Annotated in this window: 21 protein-coding genes and 1 riboswitch; of the genes, 11 read left to right on the top strand and 10 right to left on the bottom strand. The window is 51.1% G+C overall.

The annotated features are described in order from the left end of the window. Positions 1-35: 35 nt before the first annotated feature. The 3 genes from ACZ5N7_RS01305 to ACZ5N7_RS01295 all read right to left on the bottom strand — a co-directional run bounded on the left by ACZ5N7_RS01305 (position 36) and on the right by ACZ5N7_RS01295 (position 3,824). On the bottom strand, positions 36-2,342 hold the full coding sequence (locus tag ACZ5N7_RS01305; protein ID WP_464656686.1) for a thiamine pyrophosphate-dependent enzyme: 2,307 nt from the start codon (positions 2,340-2,342) through the stop codon (positions 36-38). 122 nt (positions 2,343-2,464) lie between these two features. Then, the gene (locus ACZ5N7_RS01300; RefSeq protein WP_464656684.1) at positions 2,465-3,475 is read right to left on the bottom strand and encodes a 2-oxoacid:acceptor oxidoreductase family protein; all 1,011 of its coding nucleotides are present in this window, start codon (positions 3,473-3,475) and stop codon (positions 2,465-2,467) included. 145 nt (positions 3,476-3,620) lie between these two features. Then, positions 3,621-3,824: a hypothetical protein gene (locus ACZ5N7_RS01295; protein WP_464656682.1), complete on the bottom strand. Its 204-nt coding sequence runs from the start codon at positions 3,822-3,824 to the stop codon at positions 3,621-3,623. A 146-nt stretch (positions 3,825-3,970) separates the two neighbouring features. On the opposite strand from ACZ5N7_RS01295, the gene ACZ5N7_RS01290 reads away from it, so the two are divergent. Further along, positions 3,971-5,224, top strand: a complete 1,254-nt coding sequence (locus ACZ5N7_RS01290; protein WP_464656680.1) for an ATP-binding protein — start codon at positions 3,971-3,973, stop codon at positions 5,222-5,224. Between the two features lie 78 nt (positions 5,225-5,302). Here the strand turns inward: ACZ5N7_RS01290 and ACZ5N7_RS01285 are convergent, their stop codons facing one another. Then, on the bottom strand, positions 5,303-6,100 hold the full coding sequence (locus tag ACZ5N7_RS01285) for a Cof-type HAD-IIB family hydrolase (protein ID WP_464656678.1): 798 nt from the start codon (positions 6,098-6,100) through the stop codon (positions 5,303-5,305). Positions 6,101-6,287: 187 nt separating this feature from the next. Between ACZ5N7_RS01285 and ACZ5N7_RS01280 the strand changes: the two genes are divergently transcribed. Continuing rightward, a complete protein-coding gene (locus ACZ5N7_RS01280; protein ID WP_464656676.1) occupies positions 6,288-7,526 on the top strand; it encodes an MFS transporter in 1,239 nt (412 codons plus the stop codon). A 67-nt stretch (positions 7,527-7,593) separates the two neighbouring features. Further along, the gene (locus ACZ5N7_RS01275) at positions 7,594-7,785 is read left to right on the top strand and encodes a hypothetical protein (RefSeq protein WP_464656675.1); all 192 of its coding nucleotides are present in this window, start codon (positions 7,594-7,596) and stop codon (positions 7,783-7,785) included. Positions 7,786-7,887: 102 nt separating this feature from the next. On the opposite strand, the gene ACZ5N7_RS01270 is transcribed toward ACZ5N7_RS01275, so the two are convergent. Next, positions 7,888-9,135: an MFS transporter gene (locus tag ACZ5N7_RS01270; protein WP_464656674.1), complete on the bottom strand. Its 1,248-nt coding sequence runs from the start codon at positions 9,133-9,135 to the stop codon at positions 7,888-7,890. 213 nt (positions 9,136-9,348) lie between these two features. Between ACZ5N7_RS01270 and ACZ5N7_RS01265 the strand changes: the two genes are divergently transcribed. After that, positions 9,349-9,660, top strand: a complete 312-nt coding sequence (locus ACZ5N7_RS01265; protein WP_464656673.1) for a hypothetical protein — start codon at positions 9,349-9,351, stop codon at positions 9,658-9,660. 72 nt (positions 9,661-9,732) lie between these two features. On the opposite strand, the gene ACZ5N7_RS01260 is transcribed toward ACZ5N7_RS01265, so the two are convergent. The 3 genes from ACZ5N7_RS01260 to ACZ5N7_RS01250 all read right to left on the bottom strand — a co-directional run bounded on the left by ACZ5N7_RS01260 (position 9,733) and on the right by ACZ5N7_RS01250 (position 11,144). Beyond that, on the bottom strand, positions 9,733-9,957 hold the full coding sequence (locus ACZ5N7_RS01260) for a hypothetical protein (protein WP_464656671.1): 225 nt from the start codon (positions 9,955-9,957) through the stop codon (positions 9,733-9,735). A 182-nt stretch (positions 9,958-10,139) separates the two neighbouring features. After that, complete coding sequence (locus ACZ5N7_RS01255; protein WP_464656669.1) at positions 10,140-10,373, bottom strand: hypothetical protein; 234 nt, start codon at positions 10,371-10,373, stop codon at positions 10,140-10,142. A gap of 114 nt (positions 10,374-10,487) precedes the next feature. Then, entirely contained in the window at positions 10,488-11,144 is a 657-nt protein-coding gene (locus tag ACZ5N7_RS01250; protein WP_464656667.1) for a class F sortase, read from the bottom strand. A gap of 167 nt (positions 11,145-11,311) precedes the next feature. Here ACZ5N7_RS01250 and ACZ5N7_RS01245 point away from each other — a divergent pair, with 167 nt between their 5' ends. Further along, a complete protein-coding gene (locus ACZ5N7_RS01245; protein ID WP_464656665.1) occupies positions 11,312-12,655 on the top strand; it encodes an MATE family efflux transporter in 1,344 nt (447 codons plus the stop codon). On the opposite strand, the gene ACZ5N7_RS01240 is transcribed toward ACZ5N7_RS01245, so the two are convergent. Next, the gene (locus ACZ5N7_RS01240) at positions 12,618-12,851 is read right to left on the bottom strand and encodes a hypothetical protein (RefSeq protein ID WP_464656663.1); all 234 of its coding nucleotides are present in this window, start codon (positions 12,849-12,851) and stop codon (positions 12,618-12,620) included. The two genes, ACZ5N7_RS01245 and ACZ5N7_RS01240, sit on opposite strands and share 38 nt — an antisense overlap. A gap of 404 nt (positions 12,852-13,255) precedes the next feature. On the opposite strand from ACZ5N7_RS01240, the gene ACZ5N7_RS01235 reads away from it, so the two are divergent. The 3 genes from ACZ5N7_RS01235 (at position 13,256) to ACZ5N7_RS01225 (ending at position 15,742) form a co-directional block, all read left to right on the top strand. Next, a complete protein-coding gene (locus tag ACZ5N7_RS01235; protein ID WP_464656661.1) occupies positions 13,256-13,903 on the top strand; it encodes a chromate transporter in 648 nt (215 codons plus the stop codon). 11 nt (positions 13,904-13,914) lie between these two features. Next, positions 13,915-14,454 carry a chromate transporter gene (locus tag ACZ5N7_RS01230; protein WP_464656659.1) on the top strand — a complete coding sequence of 180 codons (540 nt, stop codon included), beginning with the start codon at positions 13,915-13,917 and terminating at the stop codon, positions 14,452-14,454. 79 nt (positions 14,455-14,533) lie between these two features. Next, complete coding sequence (locus tag ACZ5N7_RS01225; protein WP_464656658.1) at positions 14,534-15,742, top strand: ROK family protein; 1,209 nt, start codon at positions 14,534-14,536, stop codon at positions 15,740-15,742. An 84-nt stretch (positions 15,743-15,826) separates the two neighbouring features. Here the strand turns inward: ACZ5N7_RS01225 and ACZ5N7_RS01220 are convergent, their stop codons facing one another. Continuing rightward, positions 15,827-16,642 carry a 3D domain-containing protein gene (locus ACZ5N7_RS01220; protein ID WP_464656657.1) on the bottom strand — a complete coding sequence of 272 codons (816 nt, stop codon included), beginning with the start codon at positions 16,640-16,642 and terminating at the stop codon, positions 15,827-15,829. A gap of 8 nt (positions 16,643-16,650) precedes the next feature. Then, positions 16,651-16,830: riboswitch (cyclic di-AMP (ydaO/yuaA leader) on the bottom strand. A 420-nt stretch (positions 16,831-17,250) separates the two neighbouring features. On the opposite strand from ACZ5N7_RS01220, the gene ACZ5N7_RS01215 reads away from it, so the two are divergent. The 3 genes from ACZ5N7_RS01215 to ACZ5N7_RS01205 are packed head-to-tail and all read left to right on the top strand — an operon-like array spanning position 17,251 to position 20,433. Continuing rightward, positions 17,251-18,201, top strand: coding sequence for a carbohydrate ABC transporter permease (locus ACZ5N7_RS01215; RefSeq protein WP_464656655.1), 951 nt, complete (start codon positions 17,251-17,253; stop codon positions 18,199-18,201). Next, on the top strand, positions 18,198-19,019 hold the full coding sequence (locus ACZ5N7_RS01210) for a carbohydrate ABC transporter permease (RefSeq protein ID WP_464656653.1): 822 nt from the start codon (positions 18,198-18,200) through the stop codon (positions 19,017-19,019). Before ACZ5N7_RS01215 ends, ACZ5N7_RS01210 begins: the two co-directional genes overlap by 4 nt. 52 nt (positions 19,020-19,071) lie before the next feature. Beyond that, on the top strand, positions 19,072-20,433 hold the full coding sequence (locus ACZ5N7_RS01205) for an ABC transporter substrate-binding protein (protein WP_464656651.1): 1,362 nt from the start codon (positions 19,072-19,074) through the stop codon (positions 20,431-20,433). The last annotated feature ends 36 nt before the right edge of the window (positions 20,434-20,469 follow it).

The raw sequence follows: 20,469 nt of genomic DNA, 5'->3' as shown, positions 1-20,469 counted from the left end.
GAGTCATTGCGGGAAACGCCTCGCTTTTTAAAACATTACAAATAAGGACTCTCGTGTTTCGCTTTCAATATCTCCCAGCGCCGCTCTACCTCAGTCTCGAAAGAAGCCAGCGCCTCGGCATACTCCGGCTTCGTCATATGCTTTGTTTTGCCCATAGTCTTCAGCCAATCCGCCACCGCAATCTTCTTGCTCTTCTCTTCCGGATTGTAAGTCAGAGAAGTCACTCCATGCTCCACTTCGTACAGCGGGAAGAAGCAGGAATCCACTGCCGCGCCCACGATGTTGGAGCCCTGCTCATCCTCGGACAGCCAGTTCAGCGGGCACGCAATCAGGATTTTGCCGTACACCATGCCTTCATTCTGCGCGTACCATTGGGCTTTCGCCGCCTTTTTGACCAGGTCCTGCGGGAATGCCTCGGAGCCGGTGAACACGTATGGGATGTGGGTTGCAGCCATAATTTGCGCCGTATCCTTATGGTGGAACAACTTTCCTCCCTGATGCGAGCCCACGTTGGATGTGGACGTCCGGTGGCCGAGCGGGGTGGAATAAGACAGCTGGGCGCCCGTATTCATGTATCCTTCGTTGTCGTACTCGAGAATGATCATTTTATGGTTCCGCAGCGCCGCTCCGATTGCGGGGCCCATGCCGATGTCCATACCGCCGTCGCCGGTGATCATCACGAAAGTAAAGTCATCCTTCAGGTTGAGCTCGTCAAGCTCGCCTCTGCGCTTGCGCTCCCAGAACATCTCCACAACGCCGGACAGAGTGGCCGCCCCGTTCTGGAACAGGTTGTGGATGTAGGTCGCCTTGTGGGAGGAGTACGGGTAGCCGGTGGTCACAACCATTGCGCAGCCGGTATGGAACAGAGCCACGATATCCCCTTCGATGCCCTTGAAGAAAAGCTCCAGTCCGGAGAAAATGCCGCAGCCCGGACAAGCCCCGTGGCCCGGCGCGATGCGTTTCGGCTTCTTTGTCAAAGACCTCAAAGGAGGGATGCGCACATTCAATTTGCCGGAAGCTTCATCCTTCTTGACGGTGATCAGCCCTGTTTTCAAATCTTCGTACTTCATCGGGTTCAGCACACGCTTGGGCGCTTTCGCCGGATCACCGGGAGTATGTCCGTAGTAGTCGAACGGCACCTCCACTTTGCCTTTTTCCACGGCATCAATCGCAAACTGGAACAGGTTGTGGCCGTCCTCGGCGTAAAAATCTTTGCCCCCCAATCCGTAAATGCGGCTGATGACCATCGTGGAGTGGTTCCCGTACGTAAACAGCGCCGCTTTGATCTCGTTCACCATGTTCCCGCCGTGGCCGCCGTAAGAGTCGGCCCGGTCGCCGACCGTCAGCGCCTTTACGTTCTTCAATGCCTCTGCAATGGCCTGCTGTGGGAAAGGACGGATCATATTGGGCGCGATGGAGCCGGCTTTGATGCCTTTTGCCCTTAATTGGTCGACCACGTCCTTGATGATTTCCGAAGAGGAGTTCATCAGGAACACAGCAACCTCCGCGTCCTCCATCAGGTACAGATCCAGGACAGGATAGTCCCTGCCGGTCAGCTCGTAATATTCCTTGCGGATCCGGTCGAATACGCGCTCGGCGTTGTACATCGCAACCGACTGCTGATAGCAATTGTTGATGTAATCCGGCTCGTTCATATAAGGCCCTACGGTAATCGGATTATCGCGGTCGAGCGTCTGCGGATAGCCGGCTGGAGGCTTCTCCCCGATAAATGCGTGAACATCCGCCCGGTGGGCAAACGTCTGCACTCTCCGCTTCTGGTGGGAAGTGAAATAGCCGTCCGATGCGACCAGCACAGGCAGCCGCACTTCAGGATCTTCCGCAAGCTTCAGCGCCATAATGTTCATATCGTAAACGGCTTGGGGATCGCGGCACATCAGGATCGGCCAGCCGGTGTTCAAAGCGTAATACAGATCGGAGTGGTCTCCGTGGATATCCAAAGGTCCGGACACGGAACGGCAGACGAGGTTCATGACCATCGGAAAACGCGTTCCCGACTGCACCGGCATCTGCTCAAGCATATATAAATAACCGTTTGCGCTGGTTGCGTTAAATACCCGTCCGCCTGCTGTGGAAGCGCCGTAGCATACCCCCGCGGAGCCGTGTTCGCCGTCGGCCGGGATCAGCACAATGTCGTGCTTGCCGCCCGTTTTCATCAGGTCCAGGAACTGGGCGACCTCTGTGGAAGGGGAGATAGGGAAGTATCCCATGATATGGTAATTGATCTGGTGAGCGGCGTAAGCGGCCATTTCGTTGCCGGACTCATAGACGATTCTCTGCTCTATCTTAGCCTGCGCGGTTTCTTTACTAATCTCGATAGCCATTCAAGCAATCCACTCCTCTATATTTAGTTGATTCCAGGCTTCCCGCAAAAAAAGCTTCCGGAGTCCCGAAAAAGTACTTGCAGCAAGCCTCGAAGCATCCTGATTCACTTGTTCGGGTCCAGTCAATTGACCGCTAGGTCAAACCGGTGAGGCACCCTGTAGCGGTCGGCATACCCGTCTTCCTCCCTTGCGCTCGACAAAGCTTCCGTAGGACAGGCTTGTACGCATTTCAAACAGCCCTTGCAGTATTGATAATCGATTCCCTGCAGGAACATCTGGGGACGCCCTTTTTTATCCGCGGCCTCGTCCCATACGAAGCAGAAGTCGGGGCACACGTTATCGCAAGCCGCGCAGTGGATGCATTTGTCATCGTCAAAATGGGGCATCATACCGGCGCGCGAAATGCTGAGATTTTTCAAGATACTGTTGCCCGGGTTGGTAATGAGTCCCCCGATCGGCTGGGTGGCATAACCGAGCACAGGTGTATCCATCCGCACAAACGAAGGCATCTCGCTGCCCTCCGGCAGGGCAAAGGTCTGGAATTCGACCTCGTTGTATCCGCGGTCAAACGTATTCAACGCCGGCTGTACCGCCCCGGGATATTTCTTTTCCAGAGATTTCCGGATGACCTCTCTCATCGTATCCGGATCCAGGAACGGGCACAGGCGGAATAAAGCGCCCAGCATGGCCATATTCACTCTGTTCTTTTCCTGCAGAGCGATGCCTATGGCGTCGATGACAGCAATCGTCCCGCCCATGAGGTTCATATTCTGCTTCAACTGTTCCGGCGACTTAGTTGAATTCACCAGCACAAGGCTGTCTTCATATATACCGCTGATCACGTTGACAGTCTTGGTAAGCGCTTCATGGAATACCCCTACCACATGCGGGCGCTCCACGGGAGACGTGTCCCTGATGTTCGTATCCGGATCGCAAAACCGGATGTGTGCTTTCACAGCGGAGCCCTTCTTCTCCGAGCCGTAGGAAGAAAAACTGACGCCGTTCATGCCGGCGCCAACAACTCCCGCTTCAGCCAACATCTTGCCGGCCAGATTCGCTCCAAGGCCTCCGATCGACTCCAGCCTTATTTCAAAAAAACCAAGCTCGTTCACTTTGGGCAGCGCAGTTGCCATGTGAGTTCTCTCCTTCTATGTAGAGTGCAAATGGAGTAGTTCGAAATTTCAGTATATTTCAATTTTAGCAGGTTATTAACCGTCGGCAACCTTTTTTTGGAAAAAATACGTTAAATCTTAAAAAATAATTAAGCGTCTTCAAATGTTAGAGCAAATATTCCGGCAGCAAGCCGCATTGTTTTAAAAACAACATCGGACCTTTCCCCTCGTCCGAATGCGGTCCCTGTCCGGCGTCTTCCAAACATTCCGGACACACGTCGATGTGGCCTTCGGCAAACTGTGCAACCGGCGTGCAGCAGCTGCGGCAGCTGTTATCCCCGCCCGTGGTGATATTCGCTGACCCGTCCATAGCATCTTCCCTCCTCTACAACATTCCCTATCATTATCCTATTTCAAAAGAATGAAATTAGTATCGGTGATTTTTGATTGATTTTGTTAAATTTCGTGAGATAATATAGGAAAAAAGTCTTACTTGGGAGGAAGGATTGGTACTTTTTGCTTAAGGCGATCATTTCCCAGGAGGTCCACGGATTCCTCTACCTTGCCTGCGCCTGTTTGTTGTATATCTTTTTGACACCGGCCATCGTGGGAGCCGGCCTGAGGAAGAAGTTTTTTTTCGTGGCCATCTTGCTGATTCTAGCCTGCTTTTACTTCGGGATAGAAGAGCTGGATCCGTTGGTTTACATGGTCTACACCGTGCCGGTGTGCCTGGGGCTTGCCTCTGGGTTCGAAGGGTTCACTCCGGGAGTGGGCACTTGGATTTTATTCAATCTGTTCGGATATTACTTCCTCGGCAATTATTTTCTGCCTTGTTTTGCGGCTTCAGCCTGCATGTTCGCTCTCGGCATGGTTTTATACCTCAGGAAGGGCGGCAGCCAAACGATCCGCAGCAAGCTGATCTTAGCCTCTGGGATGCTTACGCTTTATCTGGCCGTATTTTGCGGTTTGGGAGGAGCGCATCTGCGCGAGAACTGGCAAGCTTTCGGGTACGCAGCTTCGGGGAGCTATCTGTTCACATGGATCGTCAATTGCTTATACTACAACGTCAAACACCAGGAAGCGATGAAAGAGCGGCTCATTTCAGCAGAGAAATATCAGTTGGTGGGCCAGATGGCGGCATCCGTCTCGCACGAAATCCGTAATCCTCTGACGACCACGCGCGGTTACCTGCAGTTGATGAAAGCGGACAAATTCGGCGCTGACGAGCGCAATCGTTTCATAAGTTCTGCCATCGAAGGCATTGACCAGGCCAACACGATCATCACCGATTATTTAAATTACGCCAAGCCGGATGCGGAGGGAATTGAAGAAATCGATTTGAAAAAAGAAATAGCGGACATCATCCCGCTCATCAGCTCTCTGCTGGTGATAGGGAATGTCGAGCTGAAAGTGAGCCATTCGTATGAGGGGCCGCTTCTCGTCAGGGGACAATCAAGGAAGCTGAAGCAGTGCCTGCTCAACCTGTTGAAGAATGCGATTGAAGCGATGCCAGACGGCGGAACGCTGACGATTGAAACCGAGCGTACGAACGGGTCGATATGGGTCTCGATTATAGACACGGGAGTGGGGATGACGGGCGCGCAGATCAAGCTGCTGGGAATGCCCTTCTTCACGACGAAGGATATGGGCACCGGGCTCGGCCTTATGGTGGTAAAAACCTTATTGAAATCAATGAACGGCAAGATCTCCTTCATCAGCAAACCTCAAAAGGGAACGACTTGCTTAATCGAATTCAAGGATGGCGTTTAGCTTGGCGGGCAAAGAACCCTTCATCAGGATGGAAAAAAGGTTCTTTGTCCGCGGCCTTTGACCAGCTTCCAAAAGAAATCATTGTTCCAGGCAGTATCGGGTTAACGCCTGATGCACACCGTCCTCGTTGTTCGATCCGGTGACAGCGTCAGCGGATTTCTTCACGAGCTCCGGCGAGTTCTCCATAGCAATGCCCATTCCGGCAAATTCGAGCATGTCGATATCGTTAAAATAATTGCCGATAGCCAGAACCCGCTCCCGTGGGATACCCATCTGCGCGGCCAGAGCCTTAAGGGCGTTGCCCTTCGTCGATTCAAAGTGCATCACGTCGATGAAATGCACGCCGCTCCGGATCATGCGGTGGGGGATATCCATCACCCTCCAATCCGCTTCCACCTTGTCCATCAATTCCTCGGTGCCGAAGGCTGTAAACTTCACGATCGGCTCATCCACTGACAGTGCGTCAGGCACCAGCACAGGATTCGCAAAAAATTTGTCGTACATCTCCTTCGTCCCCGATTGCAGACTCTCCACATACATTGTAAACGCCGAATTTACGTCAAAATGGACTTCATGCTTCCTGCAGTACTCCACCATCGGCAGAATCTCTTCCATATCGAAAGGAAAAAGGTAAAGCACCGACCGGTCCTCGGAGGAGACAGTCGCGGCTCCGTTGTGGGTGATCAATTTGCCTCTCAGGCCGAGCTCCTCCATCACCGGAATGCTGGAAATCGGGCTTCTTCCCGTGCACAGGACGATGGTGCAGCCAGCTTCGTGCACTTTGCGGATCGTCTCCTTGACAGGTTCCGTCAGCCGGTATTGGTCGTTCAGCAGGGTACCGTCCACATCTAGAGCAATCAGTTGATAGTTCATCATTCTTCCTTTTCTGTAGTTGTATTGGTCCTTTTGATTATGGATTTTACCTTATTCGACGGGCAGATTCAAATCCGAAAAATAAGACTGCCTAAACAATTCGGATAGTCAAATCCGGAACGCGGTGATAAAATGGAAGCTACATACCAATAACTCCCAAAAGTCCAAACCGAAGGTAGTGACGCGCAGGATGGAGCTTTCATGGAAAAGAAATTTGACTGTCTTATGGATCGGAGTCTTTTTCTGCAGTACCGCGTACTCGATTTCCATCCCTTTTCTCCCTATTTTTATCCATACGGAGCTGGGCGTCGAAAGGCATTTGGAAACGTGGTCCGGTTTCGCTTTCGGCATCACCTTTTTAGCAAGCGCTCTCATTTCGCCTTATTGGGGATCGCTCGCGGATAAATACGGCAGGAAGCCGATGCTGATCCGTTCCGGCTACAGTCTCGCCGCGCTTTATTTTCTTAATTATTTTGTCCAGAATCCCTACGAGCTCCTTGCGGTGCGGATTTTTCAAGGCCTGCTGGCGGGCTATGTCCCCGCTTCCACCGCCCTAGTCGCCACTAATACGCCGGACAAGCATGTAGGCTACGCTCTTGGCGTCATGTCGACGGCCGGAGCGACCGGGGGGATTGTCGGCCCCCTTATCGGCGGAGTGGTGAGCCATTGGTTCGGAAACCGGGCGGCGTTTCTTTTTTCAGGTGCGGTTGTGCTGATCGCAGCCTTGACAGCAACCTTCTTTGTACAAGAAAGCAAGCTGAGCAGGACGGGCGTACGCTCCAGTATCCGCGAGGATCTCAGGACCGCGGCGTCGAACCGCGCGTTCGTCGGTTTGATGTCTTTGGTTATGATGGCTACCTTCTCCGTCATGGTCCTGGAACCGCTGATTACCGTTTACGTGCTGCAGCTGGGCGCTTCAAAGCAGGATGCTTCGCTGCAATCGGGCATTATTTTCTCCGCGGTCGGCATCGCCGCGATTCTGGCCGCCCCCCGATGGGGCAAGCTCGGCGCGAAGCTCGGATACCCGAAGATTCTGTTCATCGGCTTGTTAGGCGGCGGAATCGGCAACCTTCTGCAATTCTTTGCGGTCCATCTGGTAGGATTCGGGCTGCTGCGCTTCTTGTACGGCATTTTTTTCGCCGGGGTGTACCCTGCGGTTAACGCAATGATCGTCAAAGTCACTCAGCCGGAGTTCCGGGGACGCGCTTTCTCTATCAACCAATCAGCCACTCAGCTTGCCATGATGCTGGGGCCTATCGTTGGAGGCTTCCTTGGCGGGTGGATACCGATCCGTATCGTTTTCATCCTTAACGGACTGGCGCTTGCAGCTACCGCTATTTTCATGAAGTTCCAAAGCCTCGAGATTCCGGCGCACGCTCCAGCCGCACCTGTACAGCAAGCGAATAAAAATGTGCCAAAAGATGCGTAGCTTGCACCTATACCAAGCACCACTCTATGAATATTATGGATTATCTTAATAGAGAGGGTGTGAGAGTATGGTAAGCAAGCATCATTCCAGAATGAAGGCCATCCTGGAATTAAAGCAGGCCATTGAAGAGCTCAATGAGGCAATCCGCTCCATCAAAAAAAACCGCCTGGAAACAGCGGAAAACGAAATCACTTCGGCTGTGAAGCTGGAAGCCAAAGCCATGCGCAACATCAACCGGGCAGAGAGCAAAAAGAAATAATTGCTGTCAGCGGCAGCCCTACAGTAAAACGGACAGCGCCAGGGCCGTACAGGCTTTGCCGCTGTTCTTTTACTATGATGACAGCTGCTTAGAATGCCAAAGTCAGAGTGTTCGGCCTGCTTCCGATACCTTGGCAGGAGCTTTGCTGCCGCTGTACAAAATTATTGCTCCCGCGAAGCCTGACAATCCTGCGATCACAAATACATAGAGAAAAGAGAATTGGTCTATCAGAAAGCTGCTGCCTATTGTCAGTAAAGAAGAAACGATAAGGGTAATCATCGTGTTAATGCTGATGCCCATCGGCAGCCGCGCTCGGGGAATCTGCTCGATAACCAGAATGCCGCTGCTCAAGTTGTATCCGTTCATACAGAAATTCGTCAAAGCAAACGCCGCATAAACCGTCCACAAGCCTGGGATTACGAGGATTAAAACTCCCGCCAATCCGCCGCACACGGAAGAAAGGACAAGCATGATCCTATGCCCGATGCGGTCGGATAAAATACCGAATACAACGCTGCTGACGATGTTAGCCAAAGCGGTAATGGCCGTAAACAACGCAATCTCAGCGCTGCCGGCATGATAGATCCGAACTGAATACAACGCGTAATAAGCCAGACTGGCCTGTGAGGCCACCATGAACGAAAACCCGATGACTGAACGCTTGAAAGGCTTGTGCTCGCGAAACATTTCCGGGATTTTTTTAAAATATTGTATGTAATTAAAATCAACTCTGGTCACTTCATCAGGCTGCCCCTCTTTCATTGACATGAAAGTCGCTACATCGAGGAGAAGCAGGAAGACACCCACAGCAAAAATGACAGTATAATTATAAGGATACGGTACATGCTTCAGGATTACACTGCACGCGGCAGCAGATCCGAGGGAAAGCACATTGGCCGCTCCTCCGCTGTATCCCCGCAGCCTGCCCCGCTTTTGCTCCGCCACGAATTTGGCAAACAAACTCATATAGAACGGCCCATACGATCCGACAAACACGCTGAAGACGGCCCAGCACAGCAGAAAAAGCAGGACCATAAGACGCGGATGCGACTCGGCAATCAAAGGGATCGTCAGCACGAAGGCAAGAAAAAAGACGCGTTGGATAAATAAAATTTTAACAAAAGCAGCCAGTTTGTGCGTTAAATTCATTACTTTTTTGGAAAAGACCGGCTGGCTCACAAACGAACCGATGGAAACCAGAGCATTGGCCAAACCTATCTCAAACGTGCTGGCTCCCAAATTGGCCAAAAAATATGTAATGACTGCGTTTACAGACAAGAACGTCATTGCATTCATAAATAAAATCGTGTCGGTAAAAAGCAACCAGTAATTCCGCCGCCCATGGTTCATAAATCCGTTTTCACTCTCGTTCCCTATATTTGGATAATCTCAAAATTCTATTCTTCATGAATTTGAAAAATCCTTCTTTCATTTGCCTGCTTCCCGCGCATAATTATGACGATTCATCCGCCAACTTTCCGGTCCAGAAGCCCTGCATAATCCTGTCCCGTTTGGAGAAAATTATTTACCGCTAGAGATGTCATCAAGAAGGGAGGATACGAGATGAAAAAAATTATTGCAGGAGTAATTTGCAGTTTTTTGGCGCTGTCGACTAGTGCAGTCGTTTTGGCCGAGCAGCCTTCCGGCGGTCAAGTCGGGGGTTCGATTGGCGGTTCCGTAAGCGGATCTGTCGGCCGCGGCGGAGCTGGCGTGAAAGTCGAAGGCGGAGCCGGAGCCGGTGCAGCCGGAGCTCGCGTCAGAGCACGAGGCGATGCAGGTGCGGGCACTACAGGCGGCCCAACTGGCGGCACTACAGGCGGCGGAGCTACTGCACCAGGCATGCCAAAAACAGGTATGGGCGGAGCCAGCGAATAATGCAAACCAGGGAATTGCAGAGGCACACCGCCTCTCTTTCCCTTTTTAAATTTGAGATGATCAGCGCTACCTTTATAACGATTTAATGCCGGGAAACCGGTTTTCCATAGTTCGAATGAATTCCGCGTAGGAATCGCGCAGTTCCTTGATTGTGAGCAGCTCCGGCGTCTCAGAAATCTCTTCCTCCGAATGATTGCACAGAACCCCGTGCAGCCCTTCATAATTGAACTTTAGCTCCTTATAGGTTTGGCCGAGCTTTTCCAGTACGACCCCTATCAGATTTTGATATGCTTCCATTTCCCGCTCCTTTCTTCCCTCATCCGGCATTTGTGGATACATTACTTCAGAAACGCGCTATCGGTCAAGCCAGATCTCTTGTCAAGACGCTCACACGCAATAGCGCACTGCCCGCACAATTTCACGGCATGAAAAAGACAGGGAAAGTATGGAAACTCTCCCTGTCCGATCGTTTTTAAGGATTAGTTGCTTGCGCCGCCCATTCCTGTTTTTGGCATGCCTGGTGTAGTAGCTCCGCCGCCTGTAGTACCGCCTTTTGCCCCTCCGGTAGTACCACCGCCTGCAGTTCCGCCTGTTGTTCCTCCAGAAGTAGTTCCACCACCGGATGTACCGCCTGTAGGCTGCTCAGCAAAAGCAAAGGAAGCTGCAGAGAACAGTACGCATGTTGCAATAGCCAGTGACAAAATCTTTTTCATTGATATGCACCTCCTTCGCCGTTGATTGCTCTACATATGTCTGAGAAGACAATTATAGATTATCCAGTTATTAGCTCTTTAATCGCCATATAAAATTTCCAATTTCAGGATAGTTCATTTCGGTGCGGTATCTTCGAGCAGTTCGGTGAAGACGACTAACCGCTTTTCATGTTCTTTAGTGGTTCTATTAAATTTGCCCGTACAGGTGATTAAATTCAAATTGACCTGCTCAGCTGCACCGAAAATGCGCTCAAGCGGCGACTCCTCCGTTTTGAAAGCCTCAACGGATTTTACCACAAATGTCAATTGTCTTTCTTCGTCGTTGGAGAGGAAAATTTTATCGCCTGGGGACAGCCTTTTCAGATAAAAAAACACTGCGGGACCCGTCTTATGATCAACATGGCCGGAAATCACCGCGTTCCCCTTGTCACCCGGCTTCGTCCACGGCACCAGAATACCTACCCGGTCAAAATTCTCAGGCACCCCCATGGCGCCGTTTTCCAATACGTGCACGGGTTCGACGATGGCGTCGATTTTCAGGGAAGGAATGCGCAGGCGTGCAGGCATGATGCCTGAATTGCCGCTTTTCGTTTGGGATGCTGCAGGCGGCATGTTTACCGCTTCGCCGGTTTTCGGCGTGTTGTCCGTCAGCACCTGCTCTTTATGGCTGTTTTCCTGCTTGGGAAGGATCTTCTGGCGGCCGAGGCGGCACCCTGACAAAACGATAACCAGACATAATAACATTAGAATCACTTTAGTGGGTCTTTTCATCTGCTGATCACCGGGGTTCTCCTTAATTTAATTCGCTTCCACCTTAGGTGTAGAGTAACCTTCCCGGTTTCTTTTATGATTTCATAATGCTGATAGAACGGCTAAAATCTGGCAGCGGCCGGCGCAATAATTGGCAGGTTAAAGAAATTTTATGATAAGATAATCAAATGAATCAGACCTACACCCTATCCCAAAAAATAAAGCAGCTTTTTGTTATCCTGCTGCCTATACTTGTTACTCAGCTGACGATGTTTGCGATGACTTTTTTTGACACCTTCATGTCCGGGCACGCCAGCGCTGCAGACCTGGCCGGAGTTGCGATCGGAACAAGCATCTGGGTGCCGGTCCAGACCGGACTTACGGGGATCCTGTTCGCGGTAACGCCGGTTGTAGCGAGGCTTGTCGGCGAGGGCCGCCGCGCGAAAGTGCCCTTTACGCTGTTCCAGGGAATTTATCTGGCTGCTGCCATCGCTGTTGTTGTAATGATTTTTTTGTTTTTCGCGCTGGATCCGCTCTTGAGCGGCATGCATTTGGAGCCTTCGGTGCGGCATACGGCCAAGGGCTTTTTGCTGGCGATTTCCGCGGGTACTGTGCCTCTGTTTATTTACACCGTTCTGCGGGGATTTATGGACGGACTGGGACAGACGCGGATGTCGATGCGGATTACACTAATTTCGCTTCCTGTAAACAGCTTGATGAATTATTTGTTTATTTTTGGGGCATACGGATTCCCAAGGCTGGGAGGCATCGGAGCGGGTGTCGCCTCCGCCATCACCTACTGGTGCATATGTATTCTGGCTATCGCCGTTATTGTTCGGGTGGAGCCCTTTACCGCATATGGGGCACCGAATAAATGGTACGGCGTTTCGTGGAAAGCCTGGAGCGATCTTCTGCGGGTTGGGCTGCCGATCGGATTTGCAATATTCTTCGAAACCAGCATCTTTTCGGCCGTTACGCTTCTCATGAGCGAATATAATACGTTTACTATCGCGGCGCACCAGGCCGCCATCAATTTCGCTTCGTTCCTGTATATGGTGCCCATGAGCATCTCGATGGCTCTGACGATACTGGTCGGCTTTGAAGCCGGCGCCAAGCGGTACAAGGATGCCCGGCAGTACAGCTACATTGGCTTGCAACTGGCTATCGCGATGGCGGCTTTGTGCGCGCTGTTTTTGATCACGTTCAGCGACCAGGTAGCGGCGATCTATACGAAAGAGCCGGCCGTCCTCGCTTTAACGAAGCATTTTTTATTGTACGCCGTCTTCTTCCAGTTATCCGACGCGCTGGCCGCCCCTATCCAGGGAGCGCTGCGCGGCTACAAGGATGTAAATGTTACCCTGTTCGTCGCCCTGGTCTCCTACTGGGTCATCGGGCTGCCGACCGGTTATTGGCTGGCCCACTCCTCATCGCTCGGCGCCTACGGTTATTGGATCGGCCTCATCACCGGTCTAGCCTTCGGCGCAGCCGGACTTTTCACGCGCCTGCTCCATGTGCAGCGGCATCCGAAGTAAAACATGGACACAGCAGCCCAAAAGAGGCTGCTGTGTCCATAACCTTCGGGCTAATCTCCGGCGTTACCTTTGGCGATACTTCCGGCGTTACTTTCGGCGATACTTCAGGGACTACCTTCGGCGATACCTCCGGTGCAACCCTCGGGCTAATCTCCGGCGTTACCTTTGGCGACACTTCCGGTTCTTCTTTTGGCATAGTCAACACCTCCATCTGTATTACCATTATTAACCCGGAACCTGAATGTTCTAATATTCCGATATCTGCTCAACCTACTCAAGACGAGAATGAAGCGAAGTTTGAAATCCGGGGTTGCCTGATGAAAGCTACTATATTACCCCCTATCGGTTCTAATCATCCGCCGCACAGCGCCGCAATGCCTCTATCATTTCCCGTTTCGTTATCTTCACATAGAGAACCATAAAAACCGTTTAGGTAAAAAGTTTGGCCTTATTCCGGATATTCCTATCAATTTTGTTGGTTTATTTCTTGATCTACAATATATTTTAATCGTTTTTCAAATCTAGACGTTTGTTTATTCCAAAATGAATTTAAGTATTGTATAATAAAGCTAGTTTATTAGAGACGGGGTGAGATTTCCATTGAAAGGAAAAACTCATGAAACGCATGACAAATGGAAGCTTCTTACCCAAATCTTATGGTCCTTTTTGAAAATCGGCCCTGTCTGCTTCGGTGGAGGGTATGCGATGATCCCTCTGATCCGGAAGGAAGCGGTGGAGAAGCGGGGCTGGGTGGAAGAAGAAGACATCGCCGACCTGCTTGCTCTGTCCCAGTCTGCGCCGGGCGCGATCGCAATCAATGCAGCCATACTGGTCGGATACCGCAAAGCGGGGATCCTTGGAGCGGCGGCAGCCTGTCTGGGAGTGACGCTGCCCGGCTTTCTCATTGTTATCGCCCTAAGCGTCGCGCTGGTGCACCTGCAGAGCTATCCGAAAATCAAGGCCGCATTCGAGGGCATCCGCATCGCCGTTGTCGCAATCATTGTCTACGCAGGAGTCCACATCGGCAAAACGGCCGTTTTTGACAAGGTGACACTGGCCGCTGCGGCAGGCAGCGTGGCCATTCTCATATTCGCTGATATCCATCCGGCGGTCCTGATTGGCTTGGGGCTTGCCGCAGGCATAGCCGCCACTTTTTACCGAAAGAAGCAGGGCCTCAAGACTCACTATGCTAAACGAAAAGAAGCCGGATATAAATACAAAGATTATTACATCGGAGACGGTATCTAGGGGGTGTGTCCATGGTGATCCTGCAGTTGTTCGCCGTTTTTTTTGTGGTCGGCCTGGTGTCCTTCGGCGGCGGCTACGCGATGATCCCCGTCATAGAGCGGGAAGTGACATCGCATCATTGGCTCACTACTCAACAGCTTACAGACGTAATCGCCCTGGCGGGGATGGCTCCGGGTCCTATCGCTACCAACAGCGCCATTATAATAGGCTACCGCACATCCGGATGGCTTGGAGCTTGCGCCGCGGCGGCCGGGATCGTCCTGCCCTCGCTGCTCATCCTCATAGTTGTGGCCGCTTTTTTGCAAAAATATCATGACAATTTATGGGTCAAATCCGCTTTTTACGGGCTCCGTCCCGTCGTTGCCGTTCTTATTTTCTATGGTGCGTACAGGTTTGCCTCTTCCAACGGATTGATCGCGGCAATCTCGCTGCATACCGCCGTTGCCGGACTTATTTTTGCCGCAGCTCTGTACGCTTTGTTTGTAAAGAGGATGCATCCGTTGTATGTCATTATGCTTTCCGGCTTGCTGGGCGCAGCCATCTATGGTTAATCGCCCGCCGCTCATGTATAATAAACCCTTGTAGCCAGCTCTTTTTGTGACAAGAGAGCTCGATGACGGGGGTTTTTTTATGGATAAGCTTTTGCCGCAGAACCGGCTGCCAAACCGGAAAAGCAAAGAAGTATACGAATTGATCCGCAAACAGGATATTATGTCGAAGATAGATCTTCTGGAGCAAAGTTCGATGACGGGCAGCACGCTCACCCGAACGCTGGAGGAAATGACCGCTCAGGGCTTGCTTGTGGAAGCAGGGCTGGGAGAATCCACCGGAGGGAGAAGGCCCATCCTGTACCGGACGAATCCCCTGTATGCTTATGTGGTCGGCATCGAAATTTCCAGGCTTAGCTCCAAACTCATCCTTTGCGATCTGCATATGAACAAGCTGGAAACGAAACGGTGGCTGATGACGGAAAAAATGACGCCAGATGCACTGCTGACCGAACTGGTCTCTTCCATGGAATCCATGCTGTCCGGGCATGCCATCGAAGCCTCGGCGATACTGGGCATCGGAATCGGCGCCGTAGGACCTTTGGATTTTGCCGCCGGGATGATCTTGAGCCCGCTGCATTTTCCCGCTCCGGGCTGGAGCAACGTGCCTATAGTGCAGCTTCTGGAGGACCGGCTAAACATCCCCGTCTTTCTGGATAATGGAGCGAACACGGCGATCATAGGCGAATATTGGGCGGACCGCCGGCGGGATTACCGCCACCTGCTGTACATCCATCTCGGGGTCGGCCTTCGTTCTTCGATGACCGCGGGCGGAAAGGTGGTTTACGGGGCGGTGGATATGGAGGGCTCGATCGGCCAAATGATTATTCAAACCGACGGACCCCGGCTGAACGCATCCGGAAATTACGGATCCCTGGAATCCTTCGCGTCCGTCCACGCTTTGGAGCAGGCGGCTGTTTCCAGGCTTAAGCAAGGGCGTGAAAGCGCGCTGCGCAGCATCACGGGCGCCCCGGAGAAAATCACATTCACCGATTTGACCGCGGCTTTAAAGCAGAACGACCCCTTGACGGTCGAATTGTTCACACAGTCCGCAGCATACTTCGGCATCGGGCTGGCCAACCTCCTTAACATTCTTCATCCCGAGAAAGTCATCCTGGGCGGCCCGCTTATTAATGCGCACCCTTTGTTCTTCCGGGTTTCCACCAAAGTGGCCATCCAGAACACGTATTATTATCCGATTTATCAGGTTGTTTTCAGCCAGGGCCGTCTTGGAGAAGAAGCTCTGGTGACGGGTGCGGCGGTAATGGTAATCAATAAGCTGACGGAATAAAAATGTGAGAGTCCCCGCTTTGACGTCAAAACGAAAAAGGCCCGTACTCATAAAGTGCAGGGACCTTTTCCATATCTATCTCTATTATAGTACATATATTTTGACGTTCTGAATGCCGAACGAGGAAATTTGATCATTCGATCCGGGCAGGAATATATCGATACGGTTCCCTTTAATGGCTCCCCCGGTATCCGTAGCTTTAAAGGTCATACCTTTTACCGGCAGCCCATTGTGGTTATAACCGGTTACGTACACCGTGGAACCCAGCGGAATCACTCGGGGGTCGACAGCGATCGTTCCGAGCTCAAGTTTATTTCCCATGGCATCCATACCGGCATACCCTCCGTTTTCTTCCGCAGAACCGGAATAGGCTGTGGCTTTAGCCTCGATCTCTTTTTTAAAATTGGCAGGCGCGTCGGCTTTAGCCTTGACCGGGACTGCTTTAGTGGCATCAGATTGAGCAACGGCTGCTTTGTTGGCATCAGGTTCAGCCGGAGCAGACACTGTCTTTTCATTGACTGGCGCGGGTGCCGGTGCAGCGGCAACTACCACGGGTTGGGGTGCGACAGCCACGGGCGCAGCGGCGGGCTTGAGGTTGGCGAGCAGCGGGGCTGACACATCAGCCGGTGCCTTCTCCGACGCGTCAACGGCTGCAGCAGCCGGGGCGCCAGTAGCTGCCGCTTCAGCATTGGGCTTTACAAAACGTTCCACCTGCTTTGGTCCGAAAATCGGCCACTCCACAGTAAAATTCACAGCCTGCGCTTTCGTTTTTACTGCAGCGGTTTCTGCCTGTAGAGGCAGCGGAGTTTTCGCCGCAAAAGAAATAGGACCGCTTACGCCAAGAAGCCCCACGGCAATCCCCATTACAGGCATTGTTTTTTTCAAAGAAAAAAGGTTCATCTGGTATCGTCTCCTTTTCTATTCGCCTACGAGGTTAGTTGACGGGTTCGGGCCCAAGGATACAGCCCTAACGAAAAAAGCTCGATTCACCCCTGCAGCGCAAGTTACAAAAGAACAGCGCCTCGATATATCGTCCCCCGCACTTCAATTGAAATATAACGTCCCTGAAGTCTCGGCTCCTACCAAACTACCATACTGAAACATCTATAGAAACACCCAAAAACTGCAAATAAGCACAGCGAAATTAACGTTAAAAAAAATTCATATCCCTGCAAACGGGTTAACTGTGGGGCGCCACAATGTTTACACTGCGTAAACAATTCAAATAAACGAGGAATTTTTTAATGTTTCTTTCTCCCCATTCTCATCATACTTTAATATAAAATTAACTTGACAATGCCATTTCACTGCGCTTTTATGTACAAAAAAAAGCCTGCGGATTACACTTCCACTCTGATTTTGCAGGCTGTTAAACCACATATGCGCTATACCACAATATCTCTCGACATAAATCGACAACTGTTAACAATTATTTTACATCCCGCTAACTTGCGAAAAACATTCCTTCTCTATAATGAGACAAGTCAATTAAAGAAGGAGGTCAGCCTATGGGCATGGCAAAAAATAATATAGATATATCACAACCAGCCCGGATTGCTTCACCAAAAACCCAGTCCCGCCGGCTAGCCGTATGGAAAGAAACCGGCCTCGCCTACTTGTTCCTTGCTCCTTCTCTGGTTTTATTCAGCATCTTTCTATTCTATCCGCTGCTGAGAACCGTGTATCTTAGCCTGCATATTACGGATCCAAGGGGTAGAGTCGCGGCCTTTGTGGGAACGGACAATTTCAAGGAGTTGCTAGTTTCCGATAAATTTTGGACAAGTCTGCAAGTCACGGGTTTGTTTGCGTTATTCACAATCCCGCTCGGCATCGTGGCCTCGCTGTTATTGGCCTGGTTAACAGTAAACCGGCTGCGCGGCATAAAGGTGTTTCAATTTTTCTTTGCCCTCCCAATGGCCATTTCGGCCGGTACCGGCGCCGTAATCTGGATGGCGCTGTTCCATCCGACCGTAGGGATACTCAATTATTTTGTGCAATCGATCGGGCTCCATCCTGTTTCTTGGCTTGCCGACCCCGCATGGGCGCTGATTTCTGTCTCCATAATGACGATATGGATGAACCTGGGCTTCAATTATCTTGTACTGCTCAGCGGAATGCAGGGAATTTCCCAGGAAATTTACGAGAGCGCGAAAATAGACGGTTCTTCTCCGTACCATACTTTTCGCAAACTCACCCTGCCGCTGATCTCTCCGACCATATTTTTTGTGTCGATCGTATCCATCATCAACATACTGCAGACCTTCGGCCAGATTCATATTATGACCAAGGGAGGCCCGATCAATAGTACGCGAGTGCTCGTTTACGCGATTTATCAGGAAGCGTTCGTCAACTTCCAATTTGGTGCGGGCAGCGCCGCAGCCCTTATCCTGTTTGCCATCATTATGGTGCTGACGGTCATCCAGTTCACATTTTTCGAAAAGAAGGTACATTACCAATGATAACTAAACCGAAAGCAGCATTAATGTACGCTCTGCTCGTTTTACTGTCGCTGGTAGTCATGTTTCCTGTCCTGTATACTTTCTGGAGCGCGCTGCTGACCCCCGCGGAAGCTTCCAAGTACCCGCCGCCGCTCCTGCCCTCTTCCTTTTATATGGGAAATTTTATTGGTGTTCTGGCAGCCGTGCCGATCATCGATTTTATCAAGAACAGCTTTATTACCGCGGCGAGCATTACAATAGGACAGCTGATTACCGCCTCTTTGGCCGGTTACGCATTCGGGCTGCTGCAATTTAAAGGAAAAAAGCTGCTGTTCGCCCTGTTCCTCTCTACGATGATGGTTCCTTCGGAAGTCACGATGATTCCTAACTATTTAACCGTTAAAGCCTGGGGTTGGATGGATAGCTACGAGGGATTAACGGTGCCTTTCATGGCTACTGCCTTCGGCACCTTTCTTTTAAGGCAATTTTTCATGCAGCTTCCCAGGGAGCTGTTCGAAGCGGCCAAGATTGACGGCAGCGGCCAGATCAGAATTTATTTCTCCATTGCGCTTCCTTTGAGCAGGCCGGGTTTAGCCACCCTTGGCGTATATGCGTTCCTGCACGCCTGGAATCTGTATTTATGGCCCTTGCTCATCACAAACCGCGATACGATGAGAACGGTGCAAATAGGTATTTCCATGCTGCAGTGGGAAGAGTTCACTTCTTGGAACCTGGTGCTGGCCGGCGTCACGCTGGTGCTGCTCCCTTCCCTGATTCTGTTGATGCTTGGATTGAAACAGCTTGTACGAAGTATAAGCGCCGGAGCAGTAAAAGGATAGATATGTCCCTCTAGAAGGTTCATATATAAATTAAAACCAAGGAGAGAATCCGATGAAAAGCAGTTTTAGAAGTTTTTTTCTGGTTATAATGGCTGCATTGATGTTATTCAGCACCGCTTGTTCCAAAGGAAACACAGGTGATAACGCAGCAAGCCCTGCCCCAGCGGCTAAGGAAAGTCAGCCGGTTAAAGTCGTATGGTGGCACTCGATGGGCGGAGAGCTCACTAAAGCGGTGGACAAGCTTGTTGCGGATTTTAACGCGTCTCACAAGGATATTAAAGTAGAAGCGATTTACCAGGGAAACTATGACGAGAGCCTGAACAAAATGAAAGCCTCTATGGATTCCAAGAGCGGACCGTCCCTGATCCAGGTTTACGAAATCGGCAGCCGCTTTATGATCGACTCCAAGGCTATCACTCCGATGCAGAAGTTTATTGACGCCGATAAATTCGACGTTTCCCAATTGGAAGAGAACATTCTGGGCTACTATACACTCGACGGCAAGCTGAACTCGATGCCGTTCAACACTTCCAACCCGGTTCTTTATTACAACAAAGACATGTTCAAAGCGGCGGGCCTGGATCCTGAGAAGCCTCCTGTAACTTACGAAGAAGTGGCTGATGCCGCGAAAAAGCTGACTAAAGACGGAAAATATGGCGCTTCCTTCGCCCTTTACAGCTGGTTTATGGAGCAGTTCTTCGCAAACCAGGGCGCGGAGCTCCTGAACAACGGAAACGGAAGAACGGCCCCTGCTACGGAGTCTCTTGTTAACGCAGAAGCTGGCGTTAAGACTCTGACTTGGCTGAAGAGTATGGTCGACGACAAGTCGGCATTAAATCTCGGCCGTAAAACCGACGATACGAAAAAAGCTTTCACTGCAGGCCAGGTGGCTATGACGCTTGATTCCACGGCTTCCTTGAAAGGAATTGTAAGCTCGGTCGGAGACAAGTTCCAAGTCGGCACCGCGTTCCTTCCAAAGCCGCAAGGGGCTAAGGATGGCGGAGTGATCGTAGGCGGCGCTTCCCTGTATATCTTGAACAACCGTCCCGAGGCGGAGCAAAAGGCCGCGTGGGAATTTATCAAATATCTCGTTGCTCCGGAACAGCAAGCTTATTGGCACATCAATTCAGGATATTTCCCGATCACAAAGAAAGCTTATGATCAGCCGAGCGTAAAAGAAAATATGACGAAATACCCGCAGTTTAAAACTGCTGTCGACCAGCTTCACAGCACCAAGCTGAACAAAGCTACCCAAGGCGCTGTAATGGGCGTATTCCCGGAAGCAAGACAAATCACGGAGACGGCGATGGAAGAGGCGGTCAACGGCAAGAAACAGCCTAAAGAGGCACTCGACGCCGCAGCCAAGGAAATTACTAGCAAAATCGCGACTTACAACAAAACCGTCAAGCAATAACTGTCAATCCAGTTGCACTGATTTCCCCCGATTATC

Source organism: Paenibacillus sp. JCM 18996, assembly GCF_055392555.1.
Note: the sequence above shows the minus strand (reverse complement) of the source record. Positions and strands in the feature narration are given on the sequence as shown.

Bases quoted from the DNA above. Each gene is read 5' to 3' on its own strand.
- ACZ5N7_RS01305 (WP_464656686.1), bottom strand. From the start codon at position 2,342: ATGGCTATCGAGATTAGTAAAGAAACCGCGCAGGCTAAGATAGAGCAG.
- ACZ5N7_RS01300 (WP_464656684.1), bottom strand. From the start codon at position 3,475: ATGGCAACTGCGCTGCCCAAAGTGAACGAGCTTGGTTTTTTTGAAATA.
- ACZ5N7_RS01295 (WP_464656682.1), bottom strand. From the start codon at position 3,824: ATGGACGGGTCAGCGAATATCACCACGGGCGGGGATAACAGCTGCCGC.
- ACZ5N7_RS01285 (WP_464656678.1), bottom strand. From the start codon at position 6,100: ATGATGAACTATCAACTGATTGCTCTAGATGTGGACGGTACCCTGCTG.
- ACZ5N7_RS01280 (WP_464656676.1), top strand. From the start codon at position 6,288: ATGGAGCTTTCATGGAAAAGAAATTTGACTGTCTTATGGATCGGAGTC.
- ACZ5N7_RS01275 (WP_464656675.1), top strand. From the start codon at position 7,594: ATGGTAAGCAAGCATCATTCCAGAATGAAGGCCATCCTGGAATTAAAG.
- ACZ5N7_RS01270 (WP_464656674.1), bottom strand. From the start codon at position 9,135: ATGAACCATGGGCGGCGGAATTACTGGTTGCTTTTTACCGACACGATT.
- ACZ5N7_RS01265 (WP_464656673.1), top strand. From the start codon at position 9,349: ATGAAAAAAATTATTGCAGGAGTAATTTGCAGTTTTTTGGCGCTGTCG.
- ACZ5N7_RS01260 (WP_464656671.1), bottom strand. From the start codon at position 9,957: ATGGAAGCATATCAAAATCTGATAGGGGTCGTACTGGAAAAGCTCGGC.
- ACZ5N7_RS01255 (WP_464656669.1), bottom strand. From the start codon at position 10,373: ATGAAAAAGATTTTGTCACTGGCTATTGCAACATGCGTACTGTTCTCT.
- ACZ5N7_RS01250 (WP_464656667.1), bottom strand. From the start codon at position 11,144: ATGAAAAGACCCACTAAAGTGATTCTAATGTTATTATGTCTGGTTATC.
- ACZ5N7_RS01245 (WP_464656665.1), top strand. From the start codon at position 11,312: ATGAATCAGACCTACACCCTATCCCAAAAAATAAAGCAGCTTTTTGTT.
- ACZ5N7_RS01240 (WP_464656663.1), bottom strand. From the start codon at position 12,851: ATGCCAAAAGAAGAACCGGAAGTGTCGCCAAAGGTAACGCCGGAGATT.
- ACZ5N7_RS01230 (WP_464656659.1), top strand. From the start codon at position 13,915: ATGGTGATCCTGCAGTTGTTCGCCGTTTTTTTTGTGGTCGGCCTGGTG.
- ACZ5N7_RS01225 (WP_464656658.1), top strand. From the start codon at position 14,534: ATGGATAAGCTTTTGCCGCAGAACCGGCTGCCAAACCGGAAAAGCAAA.
- ACZ5N7_RS01220 (WP_464656657.1), bottom strand. From the start codon at position 16,642: ATGAACCTTTTTTCTTTGAAAAAAACAATGCCTGTAATGGGGATTGCC.
- ACZ5N7_RS01215 (WP_464656655.1), top strand. From the start codon at position 17,251: ATGGGCATGGCAAAAAATAATATAGATATATCACAACCAGCCCGGATT.
- ACZ5N7_RS01210 (WP_464656653.1), top strand. From the start codon at position 18,198: ATGATAACTAAACCGAAAGCAGCATTAATGTACGCTCTGCTCGTTTTA.
- ACZ5N7_RS01205 (WP_464656651.1), top strand. From the start codon at position 19,072: ATGAAAAGCAGTTTTAGAAGTTTTTTTCTGGTTATAATGGCTGCATTG.